Raw genomic sequence first — 20,898 nt, forward strand, 5'->3', positions numbered from 1 at the left:
AAAACAACTGATATGGCGAGAGAGCATGTAGGTCACAATGAAATAGCCCAGTTTGCAAAGGACAGGGTTAATCTTCCAAAAGATAAAGCGGATGAATACCGTGCGCAAGCGGGACGTGTACGTGAAAAGGTTACTGGATATTTAAACGATCACCCTGATTTTTCGCTAAAAAAAATATTGCTTTCGGGTAGCTTGGCGAAAGGAACGGCACTGAGAACAATTAACGATATAGATATGGCCTGTTACATATCAGGTTCTGAAGCGCCCAAAGACATTAGCGCTTTAATAACTTACTTGGCCGAAAAGCTACGCAATGCCTTCCCCAATTTAAGCCCAGACCAGGTTCAACCTAAAACATATTCAGTAACAATCTCATTTCGAGGATCGGGCTTAGATGTTGATGTGGTGCCGATACTTTATTTTGGAGATAAAGATTGGTATGGGTGTGTCGTAAGCCAGGATGACGGTTCTTTATTGGAAACCTGTATTCCTCGACACTTAGATTTTATTAGATCACGCAAACAAAAACAAGAAACGCATTTTGCACAAGTTATACGCCTTGCTAAATATTGGGTAAGATTGATGAAGACAGAACGAAGTGGGTTTAGATTCAAATCATTCATGGTTGAATTGGTTATGTCAAAGCTTTTGGATAAAGGCGTTGATTTTTCTGACTATCCTGAAGCCTTACAAAGTTTCTTTACTTATCTGGCAACCAGCAACCTCGATGAGTTAATAGTTTTTTATGATTATTATAAAGCATCTGATGTACCAGTATTCACTAATCCAATTAAGGTTATTGACCCTGTAAATCCTAAAAATAACGCAGCTAAGTTATATCCCAGAGCGCAAGCGGATGAAATCGTAGATGCCGCCATAGATGCGGGCGACGCTATTGACAGTGCGTTATCTGCAACAACAAAGGAGAAAACAGTTTATTACTGGCAGAAAGTTTTTGGTACCACATTTAACGTTTAAAATTATGAGCAGCGACAGTTATTCAAATTCAAGCACATTTACATTAACAAATGCCAAATACTTGGCATCAAAAGTTGTCACAGACCTTAAAAGGATGCAGCGTTTTTACGGCTCACCGTCCGACAGTCAGATTGAAATTTATGAGAAGGAACTTATTGAGTTTTTAAAAGGGGGCTACTTAACTGAGGTTTCTTATGGCTTTAAACGAAATGGCAATTGGATAGAACCTACTTTAAAGTATACTGCCCGTGATTTGGCAGGGATGATTGGCACAGATGACGATCCGGGACGGTTACGGCCTAATGCAGATATATCAGGGGCTTCCTTCTATACATTCATGGTTACAAACTCAAATTTTAGCGCTTTAACGCCTTATCAGCAAGAACAGTTTGAAACGCAATTGCCTTTTGTAAGAGGAAATGCCGCAACGCCAGGTGTGAGTGGCTATTTCAGTTCAGATAAAGTTTATTCTTCAGGTGGTAGGTCACTTGATCGTTCATCAGTAAAAAGTTACTAAATGGAAAATATAAAGCCGTCATTTTCAGAATTATTTGAGAATACTATTCTTTATCCTGATCCCGACATGCAACAACGTTTAGGTTTGCTGGTTGGTTTGGATGATACCAAAGAGAAAATAAAAAAGATTTTAAGCCTTCTGATTAACCCTAATGGAGTGCATGAATGGGTTGATAAATATCATAATGGAGCCAGTCAAATACTCAATTTTGTAACACGTAGGCCACCACTTATTATACTTGCTGGAGATGTTGGTTCTGGAAAATCAGAATTGGCCTACACTATTGGCGATGCCGTTGCAAGGCAAGAAGGGTTAGATGTTGAATTATACCCTTTAAGCTTAGCTACAAGAGGACAGGGAAGAGTTGGCCAAATGACGCAATTAATTTCCGCAGCATTTGGTTATACGTTAGACAAAGCAAAAAAACTAAAAAGTGGTGGTACAAAATCTCGCGGAGCTGTAATCCTTTTAGTAGATGAAGCTGATTCACTTGCCCAATCAAGAGAAAGCGACCAAATGCACCATGAAGATAAAGCGGGTGTAAACGCATTCATAAGAGGTATCGACAGCTTGGGCAATGGCCAACTACCGGCTGCAGTTATAATGTGCACCAATAGGCCGAATTCGTTAGACCCTGCAATCAGACGTCGCGCAGCCGAAATTGTTTACTTTCAACGCCCTAACGAGGAATCACGTTTTGCAGTTCTTTCAACACCTTTAAAAGAATTGGGTTTTGACGACAAAAAAATTAAAGAAATAGTAGAACTAACCGGTCCTCAAAACGATCGCGCATTTGGTTTTACGTTTTCGGATCTCGTTCAACGCCTTATACCCTCAATTATATTAGACGCGTACCCTTCTAAAAAAGTGGAGGCGGACAGAGCAATTCAAATTATTAAACAAATTATACCCACCTCACCATTTAAAGAAGTTTAGTTATGGCAGACTGGTCATTAGAAACATTACTACACGGATTACACGATGATATACACCAACAACTGGAGACTGCGCGAAAATCGTTTAATCACCCAGGTACGAAAGGCGATGCCAGTGAGACTATATGGTTGGAGCTTTTGCAAAAGTATCTACCTGAACGTTATAGAGCAGAAAAAGCCCATGTTGTTGATAGTAAAGGGAATTTCAGCGATCAGATTGATGTAGTTGTTTTCGACAGGCAATATTCACCATTTATTTTCAATTTTAAAGGGCAATATATTATACCTGCGGAAAGCGTATATGCGATTTTTGAGGCCAAGCAAACAATCAACGCCCAATACGTTAAGTATGCCGCCGAGAAACTTAAAACGGTGCGTGACTTACATAGAACAAGTTTGCCGATTCCGCACGCTGGTGGTACGTATCCTGCGAAACCGCCAATCAAAATCATTGGCGGTATTTTAACATTTGAAAGTGATTGGACACCCGGCATGGGAGAGGCATTGAAAAACAGCTTGATAAGCGAGCTAAACGTTTTGGATTTGGGTTGTGTTGCTGCACATGGTTACTTCAGTTTGAATGCTGCTAATCACGAATACGATTTTGTTTTAGCCGGTAAACCGGCAACAGCGTTTTTGTTTAAACTGATTTCACAACTACAGTTTAGCGGGACAGTACCAATGATTGATGTTTTAGAATATTCAAAATGGTTAACGCCCGCATAATAAATACGAATTTATAATACAAGCAATGAAAATAGTAGCAATTACAGATAAAGCAGAGGCCTTATACAAAGCGATAAATAAGGCTATAACTGATGAAAAATTGAAAACTTGGGAATTAGTCGAAAACTCAGATAACGAAATACTTTACAGTCATTCGCCTGAGCAATGGAGAGAAACTGCTATGCTAAAACCACAAATTGAGGATGATAAATTGACATTAACAATCAAGTGGTGGAAGAGCAAAGGAGATCCTGGAGAGGCGGTAAAAGGATATATTACTGGTAGATTTACCGAGGTATTGTTGGTACATTTTAATAAGCACTTTACACAGCTCAATACCTTTGCTTGAGATAGACGTCATTGGCTTATGAAATAAGATTGTGTCCTAAAAATTTGCTAACTTAACCTTGACCACGACAACTTTTTAATGTTTGGAAAAAACTATTTTATTGACAATTATGACACGCTTTAATGTTTAAAAATCCTGATTTTTTCGAGCACCTCTGTAACTTGTTACCGAAGATTCTACCCTTTATCGAGCCCGCAATTAAAGAAAGGTACTACCCAGCTGAATTTAGCGATTATCCAAATTTGGGTTATAACGAAAATGGGTTTCCAACGATCTCAAAATACCCGTTAAAAATAGATATATCGCAGGTTTTTAGACCTTTATATAGTGGTCAGGAACCGGCTATTGATTTAAAAAATAGTCCTGATTTTATCTGGCTGTTCAATGAAATTAAATCGAATCCAGACCTGAAAGATTATTTTCGATTACCAAATAAGGATGCCGAACTTGATAAAAGTTACGATTTTTTCGTCGCAAACTTCATTGAAGGTTTTATTGAGCGTTACTATTATTTACATGGAGTAAAGTTTTCGAGAACAAAGTTTGAAAAAATCTATAAGTCTGTCGAGAATTATATGTATTCAGAGACACTACATTTTGACATTGCAGTTCCTATACTATTTGTAAAGTTTGAAGTTGATACATTTAAAATCAGTAACAACGTGGTTATCAGGAAAATATCTGATGAAAATAACCGTGCGCGGCATCGAATTACTGCTTATTCACCGGCAATTGTTGACAGTTTGTATATGTCGGCAACTCACGAAATTGTATTGAGGAATTATTCATACAAGAGACAATCAAGCCTTTACGACTATTTCCATTTTAGCGATCCGTTCCTATATCCCTTAAATATAATTGAAAGGTTTTTTACTATTTTAAAATTGGTAACTGACTATACATCTGGTTTTGCACAGATATTAGTTTATCCAAGCAATTGGTGTGATAGTTACTATGCTGATGTCGAACCAGTAAAAGGTGCGATCACTAAAAGCTATCCTCATCACTTTGAAAATTTTTACTGGACAAGGAAATCATATACAAAACTAACGCTTAAGGAGCTCCAGGAAATTAAAAAACTTTTTAATAAAGCTGATCTTTCCCCCGACAATAAGGTAGATATATCCCTCAAAAGATTTTATAAATCAATGATGCGGCAGGAAGAAGAAGATATAATTATTGATTTAATAATCGCTTTGGAGTTGCTTTTAAGTGATGGCGAAAAAAGTGATATTACCTATAAATTGTCAATGCGTCTAACAGCTTTAATTCGAAAGTATAAAAATTCAGAATACCATGCGGAAGAAGTATTTAATAATATTAAGAAAATTTATGATTATAGATCTGCTGTTGTTCACGGCGCTGATAAAAGGGCACAAAAAAGCCGTGAAATAAAACTTCCCGATAATTCTACCATTCCAACAATTGAATTAGCAAAACGTTATTTGCGCGAAATATTAAAAATTGTCATTTTGCACCCTCAGCATTTAGAAGCCAAAACGAATGATCTCCTTTTGCTACGTTCTTAGATATCAAGGATACGAGTGAGCTCGCTAATCTCTTTAAATCTGGTAATATAATGCTCAGAGAATTATCTTTACAAAAGGACAATTGTACCTTAATCAGAGCTCCTTTGGTTGTAAAGCCACATTTAATAAGTATGTAATATCAGATGAGTTATCAACGCGAAATGAGGGTTCTCATCAAAATAGAAATTCGATTAATACCAGTGTCCCAATAAAGGATGACTGAACATTATCGAATAAATATATCGGCTGTACTCATCCGTTATAGCGTGCCAGAATACTTAAATCTTCACTTTGTTCAATGTTTAATTTAAGGGGGGATTATTGGTTTTATTATTGAAATATCAAAAAACAACGGTGATTCTAAGTGTCGCCATGTCTAATTAATCGCTATTCGGCCCCGATTATTACCGAGTCCGATCCTAATCCGAGAACTTTATGCCAGTATATATTGCAACAATTAACGTTAATGCTTATTTTTACATAAGTCATTAGGAATCAAACGATATCAAATTATTTGTGAAAAGTTCGGGAGTCCTCACGAATACAAATTTGTAAATTATTGAAAATAAGGATAGTACTGGACTCCGTTCGAGTCCCGTCCAACTTAGATCTCGTTCTCCAAAGGCTACCGAAATCAATCATTAAAATTTATTAGAATTCAACGATACTTTGCCATGCAGCGCTGAAAAAAACGACATGGAGTTATCAGTAAGCCGAGAGAGTTTTTTAATATAATGTGCTGAAAATGAGATCTATATTAGAGTGAGGGTATTCCCTACGCTGCCGTCTAAAACGAGTTGGCGTTAGAAAATCTTGTTTATCTACTAGTATATTCTGCAATAAGCCGGAAAGACCATAATAAGTTACCCCAGCTTTTAATCAGCTTTCAGGGTTAATCTCTTTTTCTTCCGGCACTTTATAACTCTCCAAAGTTTCATACAACTGTTTTTTGATTTGTTTAACCAATATCCTTGGGCCAAGCACCCGAAGCTTTGCTCCGAAGCCCAATAACTCACGCTCCAGCTCAAAATTCATAATTACACGGATGCTAAATATTTTACCCTTATCATTTTCACTTAATAACTTTTGGGTGTGGTGCAAAGGCTTGGTTATCACATAGGGCGCATTTTTAGCATCAATCCAAAACACTACTTCCACATCGCGCTGACCGGGTGATTTGGTTACGCCAATTACGTCGTTATAATAGGTTGAAAAATCGATAATGGTGTTCTCAATATAATCATCATCGTGCGCGGTAATGGTTTGTATCCTGTCCAATGCCAAATTAAGCAACGGTTTATAGCGCTGGTGTGATATGCCCAACACAAACCAACGATTGCGATATTCTTTAAGCAAGTACCCGCTAAAGCAAAACGTACTGGCCTCTCGCGCTTTGAATGATTGATAGGTTACGCACATGGTTTTTTTGGCCACAATATACTTACGGATCACTTCTATCCATTCCAAGCCTTTCAGGTTATCATTCTTCTCAAAATCAATTACCGGCGCGCTTTGCGTTTTTTGAGTATATATCTTGTCCTCTAGTTTACTTACCATTTCATTCAGATCGGTAAAGTGGCTGAAACCTTTAAACTGTTTCAGCAGGTCAGATACCTCGCTCAATACCTGCATGTCCTGTTGATTTAGCGGGCTGTTGGTAATGCTATAATTCTTATCGCTGTACGTATAATACTTTTTATCAACCACTACGATCGGCGCTTCGTAGCCCAGCTTATTGCTGCGCATCATTTCCATATCGGCCTGTACGGTGCGGCGGCTCACACCCGTATCAATACCCTGGTATTCGTAAATGGCATCACTACAGGCATCTATCAAATCGTCCAGGGTCCATTTCTTAAAACGGTTTTGCAGGCATTGGTCAATGGTGCGGTAGCGGATAAGGGCGTTGCGGTTAACAGGCATGGGATCAGAATTTGCAGGATTAAAGAATTTTCAGAATGCTAAAACCACAACTAATATTCTGTGAATCTTAAAATTCTGATTAAAGATTAAAAAAATATTCTTACTGCGCAAATACGCTGCGCACTTGGTGTTTCTCTTTGTACTGTCGAAAGGCTAAACTCGTTCACAAACGCCCCCTCTCCCGATCCGGGGAGAGGGGTTTGGGCCCGGAGACTTTTAAAATTGTTAAATTACAAGCTCACGTTTATGAGAAAGCAAAATAGCACCGAAATACTCCCCCTTCAGGGGGCTGGGGGGCAAAAGCAAAAAATAGGCAACAACGAGTTAAAGGCATTAGGTATTAATGATGTGGAAGTATTGGTAAACTTTAGTCGCGTGGCTAATGGTTTGCTTAAACACAACGTAATGGCTAAGCCCGAAATACTGGCCAATTTAGAAGCCTTGATTGACGACCCGATGCCTTACGCCTTAAAGAAAGGTGGCAAGTTTAAAAACCTGGCCGAAGACGTAATTGCTATGCGTAAAGAAGGCAAATTTGTAAAGCAAGAACGCAGCAATTTTAAGCTGAAAGAAGAGATTGCCGACTTCCCAGTATGGGGATTAGCAAATATTGAGGTAGGTGCTTTAGCGCAGATGCGTACAGCAGTGCAATTACCCATAGCCGTTGCCGGGGCTTTAATGCCTGACGCACACCAGGGTTACGGCCTGCCTATTGGCGGAGTGTTGGCTACTACGGCTAATACTATTATCCCCTTTGCAGTGGGTGTGGATATTGCCTGCCGCATGTGTTTAAGCATTTTCGATTTGCCTGCCGAAGCTATTGATACCGAAACCGACAAACTGAAAAATATATTGGTTGATAACACCTACTTTGGGATGGGCTGTACAACCAAATCGTACTTTGATAGCTCCTTGTTTGACAGCAAAACCTGGGGCGAAACCAAGGTGATCCGCTCTCTTAAAGATAAAGCATACGCGCAATTAGGAACCAGTGGAACCGGCAACCACTTTGTGGAGTGGGGCGAACTGGACATTACCGAAGGGGCTTTAGCCGAGATCCCGACCGGTAAATATTTGGCCTTGCTTTCTCATTCTGGCTCTCGTGGCTTTGGAGGTACCGTGGCCGACCATTACAGCCGTATCGCGATGACCAAAACTAAACTCCCTGCCGAAGCCAAACATTTGGCCTGGTTAGATCTGGATAAAGACGAAGGCCAGGAATACTGGATTGCCATGAACCTGGCCGGCGAATATGCCAGCGCCAATCACCATGAGATCCATAATAAAATTGCCCGTGCGTTGGGTGTTAAACCTATCAGCAGGATAGAGAACCACCACAACTTTGCCTGGAAAGAGCAACTGGCCGACGGCACCGAAGTAATGGTACACCGTAAAGGTGCCACCCCGGCCGGCGAAGGCGTGTTAGGTATTATCCCCGGCAGCATGAGTACGCCCGGCTTCTTGGTACGTGGTAAAGGCGACGCGGCCAGCATTAACTCCGCCAGTCATGGTGCAGGCAGGGCCATGAGCCGTAGTGCAGCCTTTAAAACATTAGATAAAGCTTTGATTGCCGCCAATTTGGTAGATAAACGCATCACCCTAATGGGCAGCGATATGGACGAAGCGCCGATGGCCTACAAGGATATTCACACCGTGATGGCTGCGCAAAGCGACCTGGTTGAAGTATTGGCCAAGTTTGAGCCGAGGATTGTGAGGATGGCAGATGCGCGGGAGAAGCCGGAGGATTAGTGGGAGTTTAGAAAGAATTTGTAGGTTCTTTCTAAACTTTACATTATTTACATAATAGATAAACAGCATTCATGGATCAAATAGTTTCAAAAATTGGTCTTAGAAAGGCGTCAAGAGCTTCTTCCCTTTTTCTCCTCGCTCCCAAATCTGAAGAGGCTCTTAAATTGGTTGCATATTCACGAATGTTATCATTAACACCGACACTAATACTTTCGCCAGTCGAAATTTATGGAGAGGTCTTATCTGTCAATAAAAGTACAATTATAAACGAACATGTTATTGCGCGTTTGAATATTTGGGAATCTACAGAAACGTTAAAGAAAGTGATTCAGAAAATGAAATAATTCGGAAACCACAAGGTTTACTCCATCAAAGAAATTGAAATACTAACTGTTCCCATTCCTCTTCCAAAGACAGGTTCGGACGGATTTGCCCTGCCTTGCTGTACCAATAATCAGCATTTGCAATATCACCCTCTTTACGATGCAGATAAGCATGTATCCACGCGGATGCCTGATCTTTTAGATGATCAACCTGCGCATGCGCTTGATACCAGTCGCCTTTACCGTCATACCAAAGGCTTCTTAATTGAACAGAGAGTTCGCCAATGGGCTGTTCTAAATTTAGTGATTGTTTAAATTCGGCTAAAGTTTTCATTGGATACTAATTTTCTCCAAAAGTAGTTAATACATGATTGGTAAATGATGCCTTCAACGATATCTTAATTTACAATAAGCAAGGCTCAATTTATCACCGGGTATCAAATCCTATATCTACGGGTCGAAATTTACAACTTCGATTTTTTCGGTGCCATCTACCAACGGAGGTGGGTGCCTGCCCGTAACATGAAGGGCCTAGTTACTTATGCCCGTAAAATAAAAAGAATGCCTTTTACTGGTACAAAGCCAATTGGAGCCAGGAACTTGTGCTGTATATCAGCGGCCGCAGAAATACGGATCGGATAGGGGCCATAACTACGCTGAAAGTATTTGCCAATACCTCATCCGTTACGCTTTACCTCAACGGTAAAAAAGTAAATCAGGCAGAAACAGGTACAACCAAACACGATCTTGTGCTTAAAAATATCAACCCCGTTAAAGGAGTAAACCAGCTCAGGGCTGAGGGCTATTTTAACGGAAAATTACAAATTGATTCTATTGAATGGACCTTGAAAAAATGAGAAAGTCAGTGAGCTTTTTTATTTATATTATTGATCAGTAACTGTTGTGGCAAAAGTATGCCTCGCTAGGTGGAACGTTAGATGTTTAAGAACATCCTATAGGTCGGCTGTTTCTTTAAGGTAACGGATATTTATACCATATCCAAGATGCTGGGGCATCGGCATCTGAAAACAACACAGCGTTACACCAGGGTCATGAGCAGGGCCAAGAAGAAGGCATCCAAACGCATCTTAGTTGACCTATAAAAGGGAAAGTATTTGGATGTAAAATCTGGTTTTTGTATCTTTATACTGGATTTGCATTGAGCGGACACATTGGTGAGTTCGCTGGTGAGCAAGGTTTTGAGCCTTCATAAGATATTAAAAATAAGCCTGTTACAAGGCTAACCATATTCCCCTACGGGCTACTAAAGGAGACGTACATAATTGTATGTTTCCTTTTTTTATGCAGTTAACTTTTTGGCTATCAGAAAATTAAGGTCTTCTTTTAAGCTCGAAAAAGGTGTTCGATATTTTAACGAAAATTTTAGCGGAATTTTTTTTTCTAAAAAAGTGGCCTGAGATGATTTAATCAATGTTTTAGGTGTTCGACTCCCTTTAGGCTATTGATGTATTATCTTCTATTGAGGTGCTGCAGATTTCGGCAGGAGTCTAAAATGAAATTCAGAGGGATCAATCCCGCTTGGATCCACTTCGCCACAAAACCGAATGAATATTGAAGCCATTTTTAGAAATCTTTTATCGTTGGTTTTGTAATAATTCATTTTTTATTTCTGCCCCTAAAATTGCGTTACAATCCAACCGGCAAAATATCCAATAGTCAGATTTAGAAGCGAAATAATAAAAAAGGAGCCTAAAGTGAGGCCGATTATCTTAGCTTTCGAAGTATTGTTGAAGAACTGGGAATAACACCAGCACATTAAAAGGAGTAAAAAAAACTGTTGAACTATGCCATATTGGAGAGTTAATGCGTTACCGAAAATATAAACAAGGGGGAAAACGAGTAGGCTAACAATTAAAAACAATCCCATTAAGTATGTATTCAAAACGAGGTGTTCTGCAAGATTATATTTCCGTTTTTTAAAAATGACATAGGAAACCAAGGTGCTGGTTATGATCAGGATCAGACCGTCAAAAGCAAAATGCTCAGTTATCCAGGTAATGATTTTCCCGGAAGCCCTTGTTATGTCCTTTCTGGGGTCAATTAGACTCGCGTGAAGCCGGTCGAAAATTAAGTAATGCCAGAGTAACCCATAAAAAGTGGCAAGCACAATAGCAAAGGATAGTGGCTGAAAATGCCTGACTCTTTTTCCTTCCAAAAACTCGCGGATAGTGTGACCGGGTCTTGTCAGAAGCTGCTTAGCAGTGTACAGAACCCCTTTATCAAAATGAATCAGTCCATGTTGCAGCTCATGCAAAATAAAATGCATGTTCAGTCGGTGGGTGTCTGCCCGTTGTCCACAACTACTACAAAAATTGCCCGATACCTGGTCACCACAATTTTTGCAAATAATCGTAGTATTTATTTTATGAGCAGTTTTTTTCAGCGTTTTTCCCATTTGCTTTCTTTGTTCAGCTTTGAGCTAACAATGCTTAAACTTACGATTTTGTATTGGGTTAATTAACGGTCACATCCGGTAAACGCCGGTTCTTTGTATCCATTATCGAATATGAATTATCTTTATTCTCAAGAAAGTAATGCACCCATTTTCTTTGCGATCAGTCCTGCCGCATACGCAGGGTTCAAGCGATAAAGGAGGTCCAACATTTTAGCATCCTTGCCCACTAATACCCGGTAACGGTTTTGCTCCATCCCCGCGATAATCATTGCTGCGGCCTTATCGGCAGAAAGAATCTTTTGAGCCCCTTCGGTTGAAGAAGACATTCGGTCGGCAAGTCCGGAGTTGGACATGATATTGGTGCGGACACCGCCGGGAAATACTACAGTCACTCTTACATTCGTGCCCGACAATTCGGAATGAAGTCCTTCTGTCAGCAATTTTACAGCTGCCTTGGATGCGCCGTAAATGGTTTGGCCCGGGACTGGTAAAAACCCACCCATGCTGGATATGTCGACAATATGCGCTTCAGGCCTGGTAAGCAGGTGTGGCAGAAAAGTCTTGATCAAATAAAGTGTACCGTAAAAGTTGATATTCATCACCCGTTCGATCACCTCGTAGCTGAGGTCATTTACTTTGATAAACGGCTGAATGATACCGGCGTTGTTAATAATACCGTCCACCGCACCGAATTTGCTTATCACTTTCTCTAATAAGCCTTCCACCCCCGTTCTATTGGTAATATCGGTCACAAACAGGCTTAAATTTACATTCCTGTCACCCGCCAATGCTGCAGTTTCCTGCAAAGTATTTTCGTTGATGTCTATCGCAGCTACTTTTGCACCTTTTGCCAGCAGGTTCAGTACGAGTTCGCGGCCCATACCGCTGCCGCCTCCGGTAACTATTATCGTTTTGTTCTCAGCTTTCATTTTTGTTATTCCTGATTTCTGCTTTTAAGTTCAGCAACGGTCATTGGAGGCATCAGCACCCTGGTAACTTTTTCAACGATCATTCTTCTATTCAATGTAAACGACGTAGTTTGTTTAATATCCTCGCTGGAAGCGCCGATCTTTACTTCATATCGTCCCGGATCCGCAACCCAGGCCGATTGGTATGTGTTGAACGAAGCAAGGTCTTTAGCATTGATAGTGAAAGTGAGTGTCTGCAATTCGCCTGGTTTTAATAATCCGGTTTTAGCAAACCCCTTCAATTCTTCCGCAGGTTTATCCAGGTCTCCTTTGGGTGCTTTCAGGTAAACCTGTACAACTTCTTTTCCGGCAACTTTTCCTGTATTTTTTACGTCAACACTTATCGCGATCTTGCCGGTGAATGATTTTGAACTCAATTTGAGGTTGCTGTAGGTAAAATTAGTATAAGATAAACCATAGCCAAATTCATAGGCAGGTTTCACCTTAAAGGTGTTATAGTAGCGATAACCTACATAAATACCTTCTTCATAAACCACTTTTCTTTTTATGGTCGAATCATCTTTTACTTCAATACCGGGAAAGTTCTTCACCGATGGAACATCGGCATAAGATATAGGGAACGTTTGCGCCAGTTTACCGGAAGGATTTACTTTGCCGCTGAGTAAATCTACTAAAGCGTTTCCCGCTTCAAGACCTGGCTGCCAGGCGAGCAATATGGCATCAGGATTGTTTCTCCAACTTGCTGTTTCTATAACCCCGCCGATATTAAGTACTACAATAACCTTTTTCGCTTTGGCATGAAATGCCTTGCAAATAGTATTTATCGAAGCTGATTCCATCGCTGAAAGATTAAAATCGTTATCCAGCTTTCTGTCTTCACCCTCTCCCGAGTTGCGCCCAACTGTAAAAATCGCTATATCGTATTTCCCAGCCATTTGTTCAGCCAGCGAATCTGTTACAGGCATCTCAGGCGCACGTTTCTTGCCACCCATTATGTTCGCGATCATATCGCCACCTTTAGGAGCATTTTTCGTCATATAGGTCTTGTATTTTCCATTCAGGGATTCGTCGGTCACATAGCCAGCGGTTTTTAACCCATCTATTAAGTTTACAGAATAAGCTACGGCAACATACCCGCTCCCTGAACCTCCTATGTACGCCTGGTATGAAGTATTTCCAAACAAGGCAACACTTTTTGTTTTTTCGGTAAACGGAAGCGCGCTATCGGTGTTTTTCAGTAAAATCATTCCCTCGGTAGCCGCCTTTCGCGACATTGCAGCATTTGCTACTGTATTAGGCTTATTTGAATACTTGTAATTTTTGAAGCGGGGAGTTTTGAGAATAAGATTGAGGATATCTTCAATATTTCTGTCTAATACTTTTTCATCCAATTTGCCATCTTTAACAGCTTGTATTATGGTGCTAACCTGGTTAGGTCCGGGCATCAGCAGATCGTTGCCTGCTTTCATCTGTGCAACCGCGTCTTTTCCGGCACCCCAATCGCTCATCACAAGCCCGTTGTAGCCCCACTCTTTTCTTAATACTGTAGTTAGCAGATCGTAGTTTTCGGATGTGTATTTTCCGTTTAGTAAATTGTAGGAGGACATGACGGTCCATGGGTGTGATTCCCTGGATGCGACCCTGAAACCTTCAAGATATATCTCGCGAAGTGCCCGTTGGCTTACAGTCGTATTTACGGTTTGACGGTCTGTCTCCTGATTGTTCGCAGCAAAATGTTTTATGGATACGCCTACACCCTGCGACTGTATGCCGTTTACCATGGCGGCAGCTATGGTGCCTGATAACAATGGATCTTCAGAATAGTATTCGAAATTCCTGCCGCATAACGGATTTCGCTGTATGTTCATGCCAGGTGCGAGCAATATATCGACCCCATATTCCAATACGTCATTGCCATACGCTTGCCCGGTCTTAAAAATCAGGTCTTTATCCCAACTTGATGCTAACAGCGTACCTACCGGGAACGCCGTGCATTCATACTTCTGCCCCCCAAAGCCCCCTATCATGCGTAAGCCTGCCGGGCCATCGTTTACCACGATACAGGGTATGCCCAGCCTTGGTATCGCAATCGTGTTTCCGGCGGTACCCGGTACGGGATTAACCGTATTTGCTGCTAAAGTACCCGGCTGTGCAACCATGCCAGCAAACATTTTATTCTTTCTCATCGCAGGAGGGATATTGAGTCCTCCACCCACAACCAACGAGGCTTTTTCCTCAAGCGTCATAGCGGCAATCACTTCCTTTACAGAAGACTTTCCCAACTGTGGCAACTTTGTCGATTGCTGTCCCCGAACTGATAACGAGAATCCGCAGACGCATAAAAACAAGAGGATATTGGGTGATATTTTTTTTGATGGCATCATTTTGTCAGTTTTTTTAATTCATTGATGGTGACCTGTGGAACAATTGCTTGATGATCCTTTTCAACAATCAAGGTTTTAGCTAATGCAAATGGCTTAGTCATTCTGATATCCTCGCTCGAAGCCCCGATCTTTACGGTATACTTTCCGGCATCAGCTATCCAGCTTGACTTTTCAGTATTAAAAGAAGCAAGATTTTTAGGATCAATTGTAAAAGTGAGTGTTTGTGATGCTCCAGGCTGAAGTAACCCTGTTTTGCCAAACCCCTTCAATTCCTCTGAAGGTTTGTCAAGCGTTTTATTCGGGGCGCTTAAATAAAGCTGCACAACCTCTTTACCTGCAACTTTTCCGGAATTGGTGACGGTAACTGTTGCAGTTAGTTTTTTGCTGAAGGTAGCCGCACTCAATTTTAGACTACTGTAGGCAAATCTGGTATAGCTTAGGCCATAGCCAAACGGATACGAGGTCTTTACGCTGAATGTATTAAAATACCGGTAGCCAACATATATTCCTTCGTCGTATATACTTTCAGTCGGGCGGTTAGCGGGTGTACCCGGAAAACTTTTTGCAGATGGCTCATCTTCATATTTAACCGGGAAAGTTGTTGCCAGCTTGCCTGATGGACCAACCGCTCCGCTCAAAACATCGGCAATAGCGTTTCCTGCTTCCAGTCCGGGTTGCCAGGCTAATAAAATGGCATCAACATTTTTGCTCCAGCTTTCCATTTCTATGGCGCCACCAATATTCAATACAACTATCAGCTTTTTCCCTTTGGCGTGGAAAGCATTATCCACAGCTTTTAGTTGTGTTTTCTCGGCTTCTGAAAGATAAAAATCTTCCACTTTTCGGTCAGCGCCTTCACCGGCGTTCCGCCTGATGGTAAAAATACCGATATCATCCTGGTCTGCTGCTGCGCTGATATCTGTCGCTCTTAATTCAGGCTCCGGCACCAAATGCGGGCTACCTAATACCATGTTTTTTTCGGGGTGCGTTTTCAGGTCACCTTTGATCTGGGTAACGTAAATCTTTTTCAAAGCCGTATCGGGCACATAGCCGATTTGGGAAAGACCTTTTTCAAGAGCAACAGTGTAAGCTACCACGACGGCTCCGCTTCCTGTTCCACCAATCACCGGTTTGTAAGATCCGATCCCAAACAATGCCACTTTCTGGCCTTTGTTTAGCGGAAGAGCGGAATTGTCATTTTTTAATAGTACCATGCCATCTGCTGCCGCATTCCTGGATAAGGTTGCGTGTGACTTAAGATCGGGTGTGTTAGAATATTGATATTTTCTGAACGAAGGTGTTTTAAGGATGTACAATAATACCCGCTCCACATTTTGATCGAGCACTTTGACGTCTAACGTTCTATTTTTTACGGCATCAATAATTGCCTGTTGCTGTTTCGGTGTACCTGGTTCAAGCAGGTCATTTCCGGCTTTCATTTGAGCAACGGGATCTTTACCGCCGAACCAGTCCGTCATTACCATGCCTTTAAATCCCCATTCTTCACGCAGTATCTTGGTCAGTAAGTCATTGCTTTCAGAAGTATACGTTCCATTGATCTTATTATAGGAACTCATCACCGTCATAGGCTGCGACCGCTTAACAGCGATCTCAAAACTGCGCAAGTATAATTCCCTAAGCGCCCGCTCACTGATGATTGCATTTACCGCATTACGGTTGCTCTCCTGGTTGTTAGCTGCGAAATGCTTTATAGAGGTTCCTACCCCGTTTGATTGGATGCCATTTACCATAGCCGCAGCCATATATCCGGAAACATAGGGGTCCTCCGAAAAATATTCGAAGTTGCGGCCATTCAATGGGTTGCGCTGAATGTTCATACCTGGTGCCAGGATCACATCTACGCCATATTCTTTAATTTCATTACCAAATCCTACACCAACCTTTTTAACCAAAGCCGTGTCCCATGAAGAAGCCAGTAAGGTGCCAACCGGCCAGGCCGTCGCATAATAAGATTTCGTACTATCACCTTTATGAAAAGGATCGATACGTACTCCGGCAGGCCCGTCAGAAAGAACCGTACCCGGAATGCCGAAACGATTAATGCTCATGGTATTTCCGGCAGCGCCCGGCACACGTCCGTCTGCTTCTCCAATGACAGCGCCGTGGCCCTGGAAGCGCATGCCGGTTCCGGCGACTACAGACGCTTTTTCCTTAAGTGTCATTAACTTAACGATCTCGCTAACCGGGGCATGACCCAGTTGGGGTAACTTTTCCTGTGAAAATGCGGTATGGCCAACCAATAAAAAGGCAACGGCAATACGTTGACGAAACTGTACAGTCTTCATGTTAACTACTTAGGAATACGGTTAAATTATTCAGGTTATTTATTTTCCTTTACACGTACTCCTTTAGCATCGAACATGCCCATCAAACTGCCTTTTACATGGTCGTCATCTACCGGATCAAGCGAAAGTGTAACATCATAGCTCTGGATGGTGAACGCCGCTGTTATGGTTTTATCTTTCTCTTCTATAGAAGTAATTTTAGTTAATTCCTTACCTGTTGAATCTTGTACAGCGCCGGTTAACTTGCCATCCTTCCTTTCGAGAATGAAAGTCATCTTAGAATCACCATTGGGAGTACCCGTCACAAGTATATTCCATTTGCCAGGATAGTAATCGGGGGTGGTTTGAGCCTTTACATTCAAGGATAGAAATAGTCCGATAATAACGGTAAAAATTAAGCTTAGCTTTTTCATGATTTTTATTTTTTTATGTTTAATTGATTTGCATTTGAATAGTATTTTCTTTTAGTCCTGGAGCCGAGGCTGTTAAAGTCGCAAGGCCTCGTTTCGATGATGACTTAAGGATCACCTGTGCTCTGCCCTGGTAAGCCTTTTTATGCGGCTGCTGAAAACTGGACATATCCGATGGATTACCATTCCCAACAGCAGCAATCGTCGCATTACCTGAAAGTTTAAAATTGATTTCTGTGTCATCCACTGACGGAACAACATTGCCTTTGCTGTCAACAATCTGGACACTTATAAATGAAAGGTCGTTCTGATTTGACTTTATTATTTTACGATCAGCAATAAGCCGGATTGCAGTTGGTTTGCCAGTGGTCGATAATACGCTTGAACCGGTTTCCTTTCCATTGTCATAACTTTTAGCTGCCAATGTTCCGGGCTCATACTCGACCTGGAAGGTCGCTGTAATCGATCCTTCAGGAACAGTCTGCTCGGCGATCACTTTTCCGTTTAGTTCAAGTTTTACGGTTTTACTACGCGTATATACGTCAACCTGCATTTTCTTACCCTCCTGGCCGGGCCAGGTCCATGATTTGATTTCGTCCGACATGCCCCAGGTTGCTATCACTTCCTTCTGTCCCTCAGGAATCGGGCGGTGCACCAGAAGTTCTATCGGGCTGTTGCGCCATACTACATTCTTATAATAGGACTCCGCTTTGCGGTCGCCAATCAGATCAAGATCGCCGCAGTAGGCGTTAAATATCGGCCAATTGTTGCGGTAGAACAAGCCCATACCCATCAGACCCTTTGATAGCTTTTGAGATTCAGGAACCAATATCGATTTACCTATTCCGGCCTCACCTATATAATCCATAGCCGTCCAGCAAAACCCGCCCAAGAACCAGGGATATTTTTCAGTCGCATTCCAGTTTTCCAATGCTGCATTTGGAAGATATTCTGTTGACATATACAACTTATTGGGGTGTTTGGCCCGTTCGGTCTCGAACCTGTGGAGGGTCGCGCTGTCCCTTTGAAAATAAATAGATGGGTCAAGGAAGTAATTGTAGCCATCAATATCGAGGTTGGCTACGTGCGCCTCATAATCCTTCCACGGTTTTTTGGTGTAGGGTGGTAGGAAAACGATGGCATCAGTAACTGGCCTTGTTGGATCAAGTCTTCTGACTTCATTTGAAAGTCGCTTTGCATTTTGAATGCCCGATGAGTCAGGGGCTTCATAAATTTCATTACCAATGCTCCACATCATCACTGATGGATGGTTCCTGTCACGTAGTACCATGGAGGCCAAATCCTTTTGCGACCAATCTTTGAAATAAAGGTGATAATCCTGTGCATTTTTTGGTAGTTCCCACATATCAAAGGCTTCGTCGAGTATCAATATGCCCAGGCGGTCACAGGCATTAAGTAATGCTGATGAAGCCGGGTTATGACTCAGGCGAATTGAGTTGTACCCAGCGTTTTTTATCAGTTCTATTTTTCTTTCTTCAGCACGGTCAAAACTGGCTGCTCCCAAAGGGCCGAGATCATGATGAATGCATCCGCCTTTCAATTTTATCACTTGTCCGTTAAGCAGGATGCCCTTTTGCCCGTCAAATTGCAGGCTGCGAATACCGAAAGGCGTGATCGTTTGATCGATTGTTTTGTTGTCCGCGGTCAGCGTTACCCTGGCCTTATATAATACCGGATTATCCAATCCCCACAGTTTTGGATCGATAACGATCAATTTTTGAGTTAAATCAGCGCTGCTATCAGCCGGGACGGTCAGAGGCATTTTTCGTGAAGCCACAACCTGGCCTGAAGGATTAAGCAGATCGAGTTTTACAATTACTGTCTTTTGCTTTAATGATTTGTTTTCTATCGAAGTTTGAACTTTTACTGTTGCCTTATCCTTTAAGACTTCGGGTGTCGTAATATAATTCCCCCAAAGCTTTGTATGGATTGGATTGACAGCCAACAACCAGACGTGACGATAAATACCCGAGCCTGAATACCAGCGGCTGTTCTTACCTAAATTCTTAACCCGTACGGCAATTACATTTGATTTGCCATTGGTTGTTAAATAATTAGTAAGGTCATAATAAAATGACGTATAGCCGTACGGATGATTGCCTAAATGGTGACCGTTGATCCAGACGTCAGCATCCATGTAGACGCCGTCAAACAGGATGTATGTTTTTTTTCCTTTGTAATTATTGTTTAAAGTAAAAGTTTTACGATACCAGCCGGTCCCACCTTCGGTAAATCCTGTCGCGGCTTTGCCCACAGACGTTTTGGTAAAAGGCCCCTGAACTTCACCTTCTTTTTGATTTGGTAGATCCTCAATGCTCCAGTCGTGCGGCAAGTTTAAAATACGCCAACCCGAATCGTTAAACTCCGGATTTTGTGCACCATTTAAGGTGTCTTTTCTGAAACGCCAATTGTTGTCAAATGATATCTCACCGCTGTCCTGAGCACGGGTAATTCCAACTGACAAAAGCAAGGCAAGTAAGATAAAAAAGAATTGAATGCTTTTCATAATTTTTATTCCGTATTAAAAACGGAATAAAGATATGGTGGCGCCTTCATATATCCAAATTAATTCCGTATTTTTAACGGAATTAATAACTTTTGTATCTTTGGAAAGCAAATTTGAATCATGATTATACCCCCAGGCTTCGCCAGTTTCTCCGAATATTCCGACCAATTCCTCAAGAACGTAGCTGTAGACAATGTAATTTTGGGGTATCACGAAAAAGAATTGAAAGTATTGCTGCAACAGCCTTACACCTTAGAAAAATGGACAGTGACGGGTGGATACATCAAAAAAACAGAGTCCATCGAAGATGCCGCCAGCAGAATTGCTTTTGACCGCACTGGTATCAAAGGCCTTTACCTGAAGCAATTCGGTTCATTCGGGAACCCTCAGCGTGTAATCGATAATGGCTTTACACCCCAATATATTAAGAAAATAACAGGGTTTGACCTTCCGGCGGATTCATGGATCTTTGACTATTTTGTTTCCGTAGCGTTCTACACGCTTACCGAATTTTCGAAAGTAGAATCCACGAAAGGCGAACTGGAAGCAGATTCCAGATGGTGGCCGGTTAATGAACTGCCGCCCATGATGTTTGATCACGGGCATATCATCAATGAAGCATTATCTGCTTTGCGGTTGCACATTGCCCACTTTCCAATCGGCTACGAGTTATTACCGGAGAAATTCACCTTACCCGAGATCCACAGCCTTTATGAAACCATATTGGGTAAATCACTTGATGATCGTAACTTCACCAAAAAACTGTTGCTGACTAAAATCGTTACTAAATTAGACGAAACCCGCAAAATAGGAAGGCATAGGTCGCCCTTCCTTTACAAGTTTGATAAGGAACGCTATCAGGAAGGTCTAAAAAGCGGAGTGGCGTTGGTGTTTTAA

18 protein-coding genes are annotated in these 20,898 nt (G+C 41.6%); 10 read left to right on the forward strand and 8 right to left on the reverse strand.

Translation table 11 applies throughout. From position 1 onward, the window contains the following. Positions 1–12: 12 nt before the first annotated feature. From BLR84_RS25085 to BLR84_RS25110, 6 genes are all read left to right on the forward strand, one after another. Positions 13–978 carry a CBASS oligonucleotide cyclase gene (locus tag BLR84_RS25085; RefSeq protein WP_090473012.1) on the forward strand — a complete coding sequence of 322 codons (966 nt, stop codon included), beginning with the start codon at positions 13–15 and terminating at the stop codon, positions 976–978. A 4-nt stretch (positions 979–982) separates the two neighbouring features. Then, positions 983–1,495, forward strand: a complete 513-nt coding sequence (locus BLR84_RS25090; protein ID WP_176852152.1) for an HORMA-1 domain-containing protein — start codon at positions 983–985, stop codon at positions 1,493–1,495. After that, positions 1,496–2,431: an AAA family ATPase gene (locus BLR84_RS25095; RefSeq protein ID WP_090473013.1), complete on the forward strand. Its 936-nt coding sequence runs from the start codon at positions 1,496–1,498 to the stop codon at positions 2,429–2,431. It abuts the gene before it with no gap. Between the two features lie 2 nt (positions 2,432–2,433). Beyond that, a complete protein-coding gene (locus BLR84_RS25100; protein ID WP_090473014.1) occupies positions 2,434–3,156 on the forward strand; it encodes a DUF6602 domain-containing protein in 723 nt (240 codons plus the stop codon). Between the two features lie 25 nt (positions 3,157–3,181). Then, positions 3,182–3,505 carry a hypothetical protein gene (locus tag BLR84_RS25105; RefSeq protein WP_090473015.1) on the forward strand — a complete coding sequence of 108 codons (324 nt, stop codon included), beginning with the start codon at positions 3,182–3,184 and terminating at the stop codon, positions 3,503–3,505. A gap of 122 nt (positions 3,506–3,627) precedes the next feature. Then, positions 3,628–5,034 (forward strand): HEPN domain-containing protein, encoded by a 1,407-nt coding sequence (locus tag BLR84_RS25110; RefSeq protein ID WP_090473016.1) that lies wholly within the window; start codon positions 3,628–3,630, stop codon positions 5,032–5,034. Positions 5,035–5,913: 879 nt separating this feature from the next. Here BLR84_RS25110 and BLR84_RS25115 read toward each other — a convergent pair. Then, entirely contained in the window at positions 5,914–6,957 is a 1,044-nt protein-coding gene (locus tag BLR84_RS25115) for a helix-turn-helix transcriptional regulator (protein WP_090473017.1), read from the reverse strand. Between the two features lie 246 nt (positions 6,958–7,203). Here BLR84_RS25115 and BLR84_RS25120 point away from each other — a divergent pair, with 246 nt between their 5' ends. Together BLR84_RS25120 and BLR84_RS25125 are read left to right on the forward strand one after the other, a co-directional pair. After that, the gene (locus BLR84_RS25120) at positions 7,204–8,706 is read left to right on the forward strand and encodes an RtcB family protein (protein WP_090473018.1); all 1,503 of its coding nucleotides are present in this window, start codon (positions 7,204–7,206) and stop codon (positions 8,704–8,706) included. A 71-nt stretch (positions 8,707–8,777) separates the two neighbouring features. After that, entirely contained in the window at positions 8,778–9,050 is a 273-nt protein-coding gene (locus BLR84_RS25125) for a DUF7825 domain-containing protein (RefSeq protein ID WP_090473019.1), read from the forward strand. A gap of 25 nt (positions 9,051–9,075) precedes the next feature. On the opposite strand, the gene BLR84_RS25130 is transcribed toward BLR84_RS25125, so the two are convergent. Further along, entirely contained in the window at positions 9,076–9,363 is a 288-nt protein-coding gene (locus BLR84_RS25130; protein ID WP_090473020.1) for a hypothetical protein, read from the reverse strand. A 268-nt stretch (positions 9,364–9,631) separates the two neighbouring features. Between BLR84_RS25130 and BLR84_RS25135 the strand changes: the two genes are divergently transcribed. Beyond that, positions 9,632–9,886 carry a hypothetical protein gene (locus BLR84_RS25135; protein ID WP_090473021.1) on the forward strand — a complete coding sequence of 85 codons (255 nt, stop codon included), beginning with the start codon at positions 9,632–9,634 and terminating at the stop codon, positions 9,884–9,886. Between the two features lie 779 nt (positions 9,887–10,665). Here BLR84_RS25135 and BLR84_RS25140 read toward each other — a convergent pair. The 6 genes from BLR84_RS25140 to BLR84_RS25165 form a co-directional block, all read right to left on the reverse strand. Continuing rightward, positions 10,666–11,445: a DUF3667 domain-containing protein gene (locus BLR84_RS25140; protein ID WP_090473022.1), complete on the reverse strand. Its 780-nt coding sequence runs from the start codon at positions 11,443–11,445 to the stop codon at positions 10,666–10,668. A 128-nt stretch (positions 11,446–11,573) separates the two neighbouring features. Continuing rightward, complete coding sequence (locus BLR84_RS25145; protein WP_090473023.1) at positions 11,574–12,374, reverse strand: SDR family NAD(P)-dependent oxidoreductase; 801 nt, start codon at positions 12,372–12,374, stop codon at positions 11,574–11,576. Between the two features lie 5 nt (positions 12,375–12,379). Continuing rightward, complete coding sequence (locus tag BLR84_RS25150) at positions 12,380–14,758, reverse strand: glycoside hydrolase family 3 C-terminal domain-containing protein (RefSeq protein WP_255367041.1); 2,379 nt, start codon at positions 14,756–14,758, stop codon at positions 12,380–12,382. Then, positions 14,755–17,064 (reverse strand): beta-glucosidase family protein, encoded by a 2,310-nt coding sequence (locus BLR84_RS25155; RefSeq protein WP_090473024.1) that lies wholly within the window; start codon positions 17,062–17,064, stop codon positions 14,755–14,757. The genes BLR84_RS25150 and BLR84_RS25155 overlap by 4 nt, the downstream gene beginning before the upstream one ends. Positions 17,065–17,099: 35 nt before the next feature. After that, positions 17,100–17,477, reverse strand: coding sequence for a hypothetical protein (locus BLR84_RS25160; protein WP_090473025.1), 378 nt, complete (start codon positions 17,475–17,477; stop codon positions 17,100–17,102). A 19-nt stretch (positions 17,478–17,496) separates the two neighbouring features. After that, positions 17,497–20,001, reverse strand: coding sequence for a glycoside hydrolase family 2 TIM barrel-domain containing protein (locus BLR84_RS25165; protein ID WP_090473026.1), 2,505 nt, complete (start codon positions 19,999–20,001; stop codon positions 17,497–17,499). A 120-nt stretch (positions 20,002–20,121) separates the two neighbouring features. Between BLR84_RS25165 and BLR84_RS25170 the strand changes: the two genes are divergently transcribed. Next, positions 20,122–20,898 (forward strand): NUDIX hydrolase, encoded by a 777-nt coding sequence (locus BLR84_RS25170; protein WP_090473027.1) that lies wholly within the window; start codon positions 20,122–20,124, stop codon positions 20,896–20,898.

This window comes from Mucilaginibacter sp. OK268, assembly GCF_900103125.1.
Lineage (GTDB): Bacteria > Bacteroidota > Bacteroidia > Sphingobacteriales > Sphingobacteriaceae > Mucilaginibacter.